The sequence below is a fragment of the Amycolatopsis sp. NPDC003861 genome (genome assembly GCF_053605405.1).
On sequence record NZ_JBSGJD010000325.1, the window covers coordinates 1 to 8,964 of the forward strand.

The 8,964-nt window shown below is 72.8% G+C and carries 6 protein-coding genes; 5 read left to right on the top strand and 1 reads right to left on the bottom strand.

Annotation, left to right across the window (positions count from 1 at the left end):
* Positions 1 to 292: 292 nt before the first annotated feature.
* From ACWEVN_RS43380 to ACWEVN_RS43400, 5 genes are read left to right on the top strand one after another with little or no spacing between them, the layout of a single operon-like run.
* The gene (locus ACWEVN_RS43380; RefSeq protein ID WP_452055170.1) at positions 293 to 871 is read left to right on the top strand and encodes a response regulator transcription factor; all 579 of its coding nucleotides are present in this window, start codon (positions 293 to 295) and stop codon (positions 869 to 871) included.
* A gap of 9 nt (positions 872 to 880) precedes the next feature.
* On the top strand, positions 881 to 2,125 hold the full coding sequence (locus tag ACWEVN_RS43385; RefSeq protein WP_452055171.1) for an ABC transporter substrate-binding protein: 1,245 nt from the start codon (positions 881 to 883) through the stop codon (positions 2,123 to 2,125).
* A 6-nt stretch (positions 2,126 to 2,131) separates the two neighbouring features.
* Complete coding sequence (locus ACWEVN_RS43390; RefSeq protein WP_452055172.1) at positions 2,132 to 3,028, top strand: carbohydrate ABC transporter permease; 897 nt, start codon at positions 2,132 to 2,134, stop codon at positions 3,026 to 3,028.
* A complete protein-coding gene (locus ACWEVN_RS43395) occupies positions 3,025 to 3,849 on the top strand; it encodes a carbohydrate ABC transporter permease (protein WP_452055173.1) in 825 nt (274 codons plus the stop codon). The genes ACWEVN_RS43390 and ACWEVN_RS43395 overlap by 4 nt, the downstream gene beginning before the upstream one ends.
* Positions 3,846 to 5,222: a GH1 family beta-glucosidase gene (locus ACWEVN_RS43400; RefSeq protein ID WP_452055174.1), complete on the top strand. Its 1,377-nt coding sequence runs from the start codon at positions 3,846 to 3,848 to the stop codon at positions 5,220 to 5,222. Before ACWEVN_RS43395 ends, ACWEVN_RS43400 begins: the two co-directional genes overlap by 4 nt.
* On the opposite strand, the gene ACWEVN_RS43405 is transcribed toward ACWEVN_RS43400, so the two are convergent.
* Positions 5,181 to 8,807, bottom strand: a complete 3,627-nt coding sequence (locus ACWEVN_RS43405; protein WP_452055175.1) for a BTAD domain-containing putative transcriptional regulator — start codon at positions 8,805 to 8,807, stop codon at positions 5,181 to 5,183. The two genes, ACWEVN_RS43400 and ACWEVN_RS43405, sit on opposite strands and share 42 nt — an antisense overlap.
* Positions 8,808 to 8,964 lie beyond the last annotated feature (157 nt).

Sequence of the window (8,964 nt, forward strand, 5' to 3'; positions counted from 1 at the left end):
CGCGGGCCGGAACCCTGCGGCCAGCGCGGCCACGGCCAACGTGCCCAGCCGAGAGAGCAGCCACCCAGCCGCCCCCGATGGCGGCCCGCTGTCCCGGCTCGACGACCGCAGGCGGCAGCGCGGCCGGCGCGGCCACAACCAGCGCGCTCAACCCTCGACCAGCCACCCGCCACCGCCAAAACCGCCAAACTTCACGCCGTGAAGAATGGCTCCCCCGCCGTTAGAGAATTCGTGAAGGCGGTCTCACCAGACTGGCCCGAGGCAGGCGTCGTCGTGGGCTGAGGAGGGTTCGATGGACCAGGTGCGAGTGGCGGCGTGGGCTTCCGACCCCATTGCCCTGACCGGGCTGATCAACCACCTGAGGTCCCGCCCCGAGCTGCTCGTCCTGCCGCGGGCCCGCCGGGGTGAGGCGGCCGTTCTCGTGTTCGCTGTCGGGGAGGTTGACCGGGAGGCCGTGGCCGCTCTGCGGGCCGCTTCGGCTGAGTCTCCCGCCGCCATTGTGCTGGTGGCCGGGCATGTCGACCCTGCGCACGTCGGCCTTCTCGCCGACTGTCACGTCTCCGCCGTGCTGCCGCGGACCGCGCTCGATCGGGTCACCGGGAGCGTGCTCGCCGCCGCTCGGGGGCGGTCCGCGCCGCTGCGTGAGCAGGTCGAGGCGCTCGCCGATGAACGCGGTGGGGCGGCGCTCACGCCGCGCGAGGTGGATGTGCTTCGCCTGATGGCCGAAGGCTGGGACACTGCCGAGATCGCGGGAAAACTCTGCTACTCGGAGCGGACCGTGAAGAACGTCATCTACGCCATGACCAACCGGCTCAACCTGCGCAACCGGCCGCACGCGGTCGCCTACGCCGTGCGGGCCGGTGTGATCTGAGGAAGCCTGTTGCGAACGATCGCCATCCTGGTCGCCGCGTTGATCCCGCTCGCCGCCTGCACTCCGGGGGACGCCGGGGGGAAGACCAAGCTCACCATCGCGACCTTCGGTGAGTTCGGCTACGCGCCCCTGATCGCCGAATACGAAAAACTGCACCCGGACATCACAGTGCAGAACCGCGTCACCGACTTCGACACGCACCACAAGGGCCTCGCGACCCAGCTCGCCACCGGACGCGGTGCCGCCGACGTCGTCGCGATCGAAGAGCAGTACATGCCGCAGTACCGGAAGGCGAAGGACAAGTTCGCCGACCTGGCCGGCTACGGCGCCCGCGAACTCGAAAAGCAGTGGGTGCCGTGGAAGTGGGCGCAGGGCACCGACGGCGCCTTCGTGCTGGGCCTCGGCACGGACATGGGCAGCCTCGCCCTCTGCTACCGGCGCGACCTGTTCCAGGCCGCCGGCCTGCCGACCGAGCGCGACGAAGTCGCGAAGCTCATGCCGGACTGGGACGCCTACGCCGCCACCGCCGAGCGGTTCACCAGCAAGACGCCGAACGTGAAGTTCGCCGACTCCGCCGGCACCGTCTACACGGCGATGCTCAACCAGTCGCCGGAAAACTACTTCTCCCAGCGGGACGACTCCTTCATCGCCGACCGCAACCCGAGCGTGCGCACCGCTTTCTTCCTCTCCGGCGGCCTCGCCGCGAAGGGGCAGACGGCGGCGGCGACCACGTTCACCCAGGCGTGGAACGTGGCGATCAAGCAGGGCTCCTTCGCCACCGTCGCCTGCCCCGCGTGGATGCTCAGCCAGATCAAGGAAGCCGGCGGGGACGCCAACCGCGGCAAGTGGGACGTCACCACCGTGCCCGGCAGGAGCGGCAACCAGGGCGGTTCGTTCCTGACCGTCCCGAAGCAGGGCGCGCACCAGAAAGAGGCGTACGAGCTCGCTCGCTGGCTGACCGCCCCCGAGCAGCAGAAGAAACTCTTCCTCTCCGACGGCATCCTGCCCAGCGAGCCCGCGGTGTACGAGGATCCGCAGGTCGTCGCGCACACCGACAGCTACTTCGGCGACGCGCCGACCGGGCGGATCTTCGCCGCTTCGGCCGACCAGCTGCGTCCGAACTACCGCGGGCTGCGCGACGCCGACGTCCGGCCGGAGTTCGGCCGGGCCCTCGGGCGGATCGAGGAGAAGACCGACACCGTCGAGCAAGCCTGGACGACAGCCGTCCAGCAGGCCCAAGCCGCCCTGAAGTAGCCACGCGTGCAGCACCGCCTCGACCGCGCGGTCACGCCGCTGCTCTTCGTCGCGCCCTTCTTCGCCCTGTTCGTCGTCTTCGGCGCCTTCCCGCTGCTCTACACGGCGTGGGTTTCGTTGCACGACTGGAACCTGCTCGAAGGCGACCGGGGCGGCTTCGGCCTCGCCAACTACGGCGACCTGCTCACGGATCCGCACTTCTACAACGCGCTCGCCAACACCGTCTCCATCTTCCTGCTCGCGGCGATCCCGGAATTCCTGCTGGCCCTGGGCATCGCGGCGCTGCTCGACCGGCCGCTGCGGGCCGCGACCTGGTGGCGCACCGGGGTGCTGCTGCCGAACGTCGTGTCCGTCGTCGCCGTCGGGCTGGTCTTCGGGCAGCTGTTCAGCCGCGACTACGGCGTCGTCAACGAGGTCCTCGGCTGGTTCGGCGTCGCCCCGGTCAATTGGCGGGCGACGGCCTGGACGTCCCACTTCGCCGTCGCGAGCATGGTGCTCTGGCGCTGGACCGGCTACAACGCCCTGATCTACCTGGCCGCGATGCAGGCCGTCCCCGGTGACCTCTACGAAGCCGCGGAGCTCGACGGGGCCTCGCGGTGGCGGACGTTCTGGTCGATCACCGTGCCCGGCATCCGGCCCGCGCTGGCCTTCACCGCCATCGCCGGCACGGTCAACGGCCTGCAGCTGTTCGCCGAGCCGCAGCTGTTCGACGCCGGCGGCTCGGCCGGCACCGGCGGCAACGACCGCCAGTTCCAGACGCTGGTCATGTACCTGTACGAAAAGGGGTTCACACACCTCGACGCCGGCTACGCGGCCGCGCTGACCTGGGTGATGTTCGTGATCTGCGCGCTGTTCGCGCTGGTCAACTACCGGCTGGTGCGCCGGTTCGTGAGGTCGGCGTGACAGCGCGGCGGCGGCCCGGCGGCTGGGTGTACGCCGCGCTGACCGGGGTGCTCGGCGCCTCGATCTTCCCGCTGTACTGGTCGTTCGTCGTGGCCACGCGGGACAACTCGGCGATCGGGGAGACGTCGCCGCTGCTGCTGCCGGGCGGGAACCTGCCCGAGAACGTGCGGCGCGTCTTCGGCACCGTCGACTTCTGGCTGGCCATCGGGAACTCGCTGATCGTCGCGAGCACCGTCATGGTGTCCAACGTCGTGCTGGCGAGCCTCGCCGGGTTCGCCTTCGCGCGGCTGAAGTTCCGCGGCCGCAACACGCTGTTCCTGCTGGTCGTCGGCTCGGCGATGGTGCCGGCGCAGCTCGGCGTCATCCCGCTGTACCTCGTCGTCGGCGACCTCGGCTGGTACGGGCGGCTCGAAGCGGTGATCGTGCCGGCGCTGGTCAGTGCCTTCAGCGTGTTCTGGATGCGCCAGGCGTGCGAGAACGCGATCAGCCCGGACCTCGTCGACGCCGCGACCGTCGACGGCTGCTCGATCCTGCGCACCTACTGGCACGTGGCGGTGCCCGCCCTCCGCGCGCCGGCCGCGGTGCTCGCGATGCTGACGTTCATGGCCACCTGGAACGACTACTTCTGGCCGCTGGTCGTGCTCGACCCGAACGAGACGCCGACCGTGCAGGTCGCGCTGTCGCAGCTGGCCAGCGGTTACTACACCGACTACGCGCTGATGCTCACCGGCGCGACCGTGGCCGTCGTGCCGGTCATCGCGCTGTTCCTGCTGCTGGGCCGCCACCTCGTGCGGGGCATCCTGAAAGGGGCACCGGTATGACCTTCCCAGCAGGCTTTCTGTGGGGCGCGGCGACGGCGTCCTACCAGGTGGAGGGCGGCGTCACCGAAGGCGGTCGCGGACCGTCCATCTGGGATACCTTCGCGGCGACCGAAGGCAAGGTGCTCGACGGCGCGACCGGTGCCGTCGCCTGCGACCACTACCACCGCTACCCCGAGGACATCGGCCTGCTGGCCGACCTGGGACTCAACGCCTACCGGTTCTCCGTCGCGTGGCCGCGGGTGCTGCCGGACGGCCGGACGCCGTCCGCGGCCGGGCTCGCCTTCTACGACCGGCTGGTCGACGAGGTGCTGAGCCACGGCGTCGCGCCGGTGCTGACGCTCTACCACTGGGACCTGCCGCAGGCCCTGGAGGACGCCGGCGGCTGGCCGGAGCGCGACACGGCCGCCCGGTTCGCCGACTACGCGGCGGTCGTCCACCGCGCACTCGGCGACCGCGTGCGCCACTGGACGACGATCAACGAGCCGTTCTGCGCCGCGTTCCTCGGCTACGGCAGCGGCGTGCACGCCCCGGGCGTCCAGGACCACGACACGGCGCTCGTCGCGGCCCACCACCTGCTGCTCGCGCACGGCCTGGCGACGCGCGCGCTCGCCGGGCCGGAGCACGAGTTCTCGCTGGCCCTGAACTTCGCCCCGGCCATCCCGGACGGCGACACCCCGGCCCACCGCGAAGCGGCCCGCAAGTTCGACGGCATCCACAACCGGTTCTTCCTCGACCCGGTGCTGGGCCGCGGCTATCCGGAGGACGTGCTGGCCGCCGCCGGCCGGTTGGCCGACCGGATCCACGACGGCGATACCGAAACCATCGCGGCCCCGATCGACTGGCTGGGCGTGAACTACTACGCCCCGGCGCGTGTCACGCCGCTCGAGGACCCGCAGGCGCCGAGCAACTGCCCGCTGCCGACGTTGCGGGGGATGGACGTGCTGCCCGCGAAGGGGCCGTTGACGGCGTTCGGCTGGGAACAAGCACCGGACACGCTGACCGGCCTCCTGCGGTGGATCGACGAGCGGTCCGGCGGGCTCCCGCTGGTCGTGGGCGAGAACGGCGCGTCCTTCGTGGACCACGTGGTCGACGGCCGGGTGTTCGACGCGGCCCGGGTGAACTACTTCATGGAGCACCTGCGGGCGGTCCACGACGCCATCCGCGCCGGAGTCGACGTCCGCGGCTACTTCGCCTGGTCGTTGCTGGACAACTTCGAGTGGGCGATGGGGTACACGCAGCGGTTCGGCTTGGTGCACGTCGACTTCGGGACCCAGCGGCGGACGGTCAAGGAATCGGGCCGCTACCTGGGCCGGGTCGCCAAGGCCAACGCGTTACGGCCGGCGGCGGACGGCGTCGGCGACCCCCGAGCGTGACGGTGTCTCCAGCTTGCCCAGCAGCCGGGCCACGTGGGCCTGGACCGTCCGGCGCGGCAGGGACAGCTCGGCCGCGATGTCCGGGTTCGACCGGCCTTCCGCGACCAGCCCGGCGATCCGGACCTCGATCGGTGTCAGCGACTCCCAGCCGTGGCCCGGCCGGATCGGCGAGAACAGCGCACCCCGCCGGACGCCGAGGCGGCGCAGCCGGGTTTCCGCGCGCCGCAGGTCCCAGCGGGCCGCCAGCGCCGTGTACAGCTCGGCCGCCTCCTCGAACGCCGCGTGTGCCGCGTCCAGCCGGCCCGCGCGGGCCAGCAGCACTGCCGCGTCCTCCAGCGCCGAGGCGAGCTCGGGGCGGCGGCCGACCGCGCGGAAGTGCTCGGCCGTCGCCAGCACCGGGGCCGGGTCCTCCTCGATCAGCCCGCGGCACCACGACGCCGCCGCGTGCGCCCGCGCCGGGCGTCGCTCCTTCGCCGCTTCTTCCTCGCACACCGCCAAAGCGCGCCGGGCGCGGTCGAGTTCGTCCTGCTCCATCGCCAGCCGTACGAACGCCGGCAGCCACTGGTGCCGCAGCATCATCTGCGCGTACGTCGGGTTCAGGATCGGCTCGAGGACGGCCAGCGCGCGGACCCGGTCACCGCGCTGCTCGGCCGCCAGGGCGTCGGCGACCAGCAGGAAGTCGAAGCTCTCGCGCTCGGCGCCGGTCGCCGGGGCGTACTCCTCCGCCGCGTCGAGGTGGGCCGCCGCCTGGGCGCGGTCGTCGCGGCGGCCCGCGATCAGGGCCGCGACGCCGTGCAGCAGCAGCGCCGCCGGCCCCGGCTCGCGCAGGCCGTAGAACGTGATCGCCGGGCCGTCCTCGATGACCGTGTCCAGCTCGACCAGCGCCTCGTCCCAGCGGCCCTCCCAGTACCGGTGCACCGCGGCCGACACCTGCAGCCCGACCGGCAGCGCGTGCCGCGCCGCGACTTCCCCCGCCGCCCGGAGGGCCTCGCCCGCCTCGGCCAGGCGATCGAGGTTCTGCAGCGTGAAAACGCGGTTGTCGAGCAGGTCGAGGTGCAGGTCCGCCAGCTCGTGCTCGTCGCCGACGGCCTCGATCGCCGCGTCGATGTGGGCGAGCGCGCGCTCGTGCTCGCGGCGCACCGAATCGACCAGCCACAACGACTGCAGCGCGTGCGCGGTCAGGTAGCGGTCGCCACCGGCGAGGGCCTTCGTCTCGTGCGCGGTCCGCTCCGCGGTGTCCAAATCGGACAGACTGCCGCGCCGGAAGTTCGCCAGCAGCTGCCGGTGCTTGACCCGCCAGAGCTCCGGCACGGCCGGGTCGTCGACCCACGCGGCGAGCGTCGCGACGGCGCCTTCGGTGTCCCCACGGCGGTGTCGCAGCGCCGCGAGCACGTGCCGCATCTCCTCGACGGCGTCCGGGTCGGTGGCGACGTCGAGGGCCTGCCGCGCCAGGGTTTCCGGGCTGCGTTCCAGCCGGAACAGCACCTTGACCAGCGCGACCAGCAGCGTCTCCCGGCGCGGGTCGGTGGCGGCGGAGGCGGCCAGCGCGCGCTCCAGCAGCTCGACGGCGATCAGCGGGGCCCGGGTCGACACGACCGCGTGGTGCGCGGCGAGCCAGTCCAGCACCCATTCGTCCACTGTGGCCGGTGCCGCGACGAGCTGTTCGGCGACGCGCTTCACCGGCGCGCCGATCCCGGCGAGCGCCTCGGCGGCCTGGCGGTGCAGTGCCGCCCGGGTCCCGGCCAGCAGCCGGTCGTACAGCGCCTGGCGCAGCAGCGGGTGGCGGAACGCCAGCTGCGTCCCGGTGTCGATGAGGACGTTCGCCGTGACGGCTTCTTCCAGTGGCGCCAGCAGGTCCGACGGCCGGGTGCCGAGCACCGCGGCGACGTCGCCGACGGCGAACTCCATGCCCAGCAAGGCGCCCCAGCGCAGCACTTCCTGCGTCCGCGCCGTCAGGAAGTCCAGCCGCCGGTCGACCGCGGCGACCAGCGACCGCGGTGCCTCGAACTCCGCCGGGTCGTCGACGTCCGCCTGGCCGCCGCTCACCGCCACCGAGCCGGCCCGGCGCAGGACGTCGACCATCTCCTTGACGTACAACGGGTTCCCGGCACCACGGGCGGCCAGCTCGCGTAGGCCCGGCCCGGGCGGCGCGCCGAGCTGGTCTTCGATCAGCCGGCCGACGTCCTCGCCGGTCAGCGGCGCCAGGTCGAGGACGACCCCGTCCCGCGCCTGGACACCGCGGCGCAGCTGGGCGAGCTCGGCGCGGTCCGGCGCCGGGCGGGTGGCGGCCACCAGCAGCAGCGGCAGCTGCCGGGTCGCCGCGCAGAGCCGGTGCCAGACCAGCACGGACGCTTCGTCGGCCCACTGCAGGTCGTCGAGCACCAGCACCTGCGGCGACTGCGCGCACAGCTCGTCGACCAGCGCCAGCAGCCGGTCGACGGCGCCGAGCACCGGGTCGGCCGGGCCCCAGCTGCGCTGCGCCGGGCCCTCGCCCGCGAGCTCCTTCGCCACCCGCGCGCGCCGCGGGTCGGGCGAATGCGCGTCGATGGCCAGGCACTCCAGCACGACCTGCAGCGGGAACCGGGTGCTCAGCTCGTCGGCGGCCGCCCAGAGCCGCTGGAATCCGGGGCCGTCCGGCAGCGAGGAGGTGAGCAGCGCGGACTTGCCGATCCCGGCGTCCCCTTCGATCCAGACCGCCCGGCCCCGCCCGGCCCGGACGTCGGCGACGAGCTCCGCGAGCCGGGCCGTTTCGGCTTCCCGGCCGAACAGCCGGTGCCCGGTGACGACGACCGGCGCCACGGGCGTGTCGAGGGCCGGGTCCTGGGCGAGAATCTGCCGCTGGAGCCGTTGCAGCGCCGGGCCGGGTTCGACGCCGAGTTCGGCGACGAGCGTGGCGCGGGCGTCGCGGAAGACGTCGAGGGCGTCGGCGGGCCGCCCGCTGCGGTAGAGGGCGAGCATCAGCGACTCCCGCAGCGATTCCCGCAGGGGGTGTTCGCCGGCCAGCACCGCCAGCTCCGGCGCCAGGTCGAGGTGCCCGCCGAGCGCCAGCACGGCTTCGGCGCGGCGTTCGAGGGTGTCCAGCCGCAGTTCGGCGAGGTATTCGCGGTGCCGTTCGGCGAACCCGCCGGGGACGCCGGAGAGCGCCTCGCCCTGCCAGAGCGCGAGAGCGTCGTCGAGTTCGGTGACGGCGGCCCGCGGATCGCCCTGCTCGAGGTGCCGCTGCGCGCGTTCGCGGTGCCGTTCGAACAGGGCCGCGTCGAGCGCGTCTTCGTCGAGGACCAGGGAGTACCCAGCGGGATCCGAGACCAGCACGCTGGCCGCCGACCAGCGTGAACGGTCCGGTTCGATGGCCCGGCGCAGCCCGGAGACGTAGGTGTGGACGCTGCCTTCGACGCTCGCGGGCGCGGAATCGCCCCAGACGCCGGCGATCAGTTCGGCGCGGGGGACGGGCCGGCCGGCGTTGACGGCGAGCACCGCGAAGATGGCGCGCTGACGGGCGGGGCCGAGGCCGATTTCGGCCGTCCCGCGCCAGGCCCGCAGCGGGCCGAGCACGCCCACCCGCAGGCCGGGGTCTTCCCCTGGCATGTCGTTGCCGTCCCCTCTGGGACTTCGCGTCCCAGACCCCATCCCCCAGGGACATCTCCGGTGACCTTACCGACGTGGCAACCCCCGCGAAGGTTGCGCGTTCACCCTCGCCCGGCTGGTCGTGAGTGGTAAGGCGGGTTAGAACCCGCCTTACCAC

Coding starts and splice junctions, on each gene's coding strand:
- ACWEVN_RS43405 (WP_452055175.1), bottom strand. CDS start 8,807: ATGCCAGGGGAAGACCCCGGCCTGCGGGTGGGCGTGCTCGGCCCGCTG.
- ACWEVN_RS43400 (WP_452055174.1), top strand. CDS start 3,846: ATGACCTTCCCAGCAGGCTTTCTGTGGGGCGCGGCGACGGCGTCCTAC.
- ACWEVN_RS43380 (WP_452055170.1), top strand. CDS start 293: ATGGACCAGGTGCGAGTGGCGGCGTGGGCTTCCGACCCCATTGCCCTG.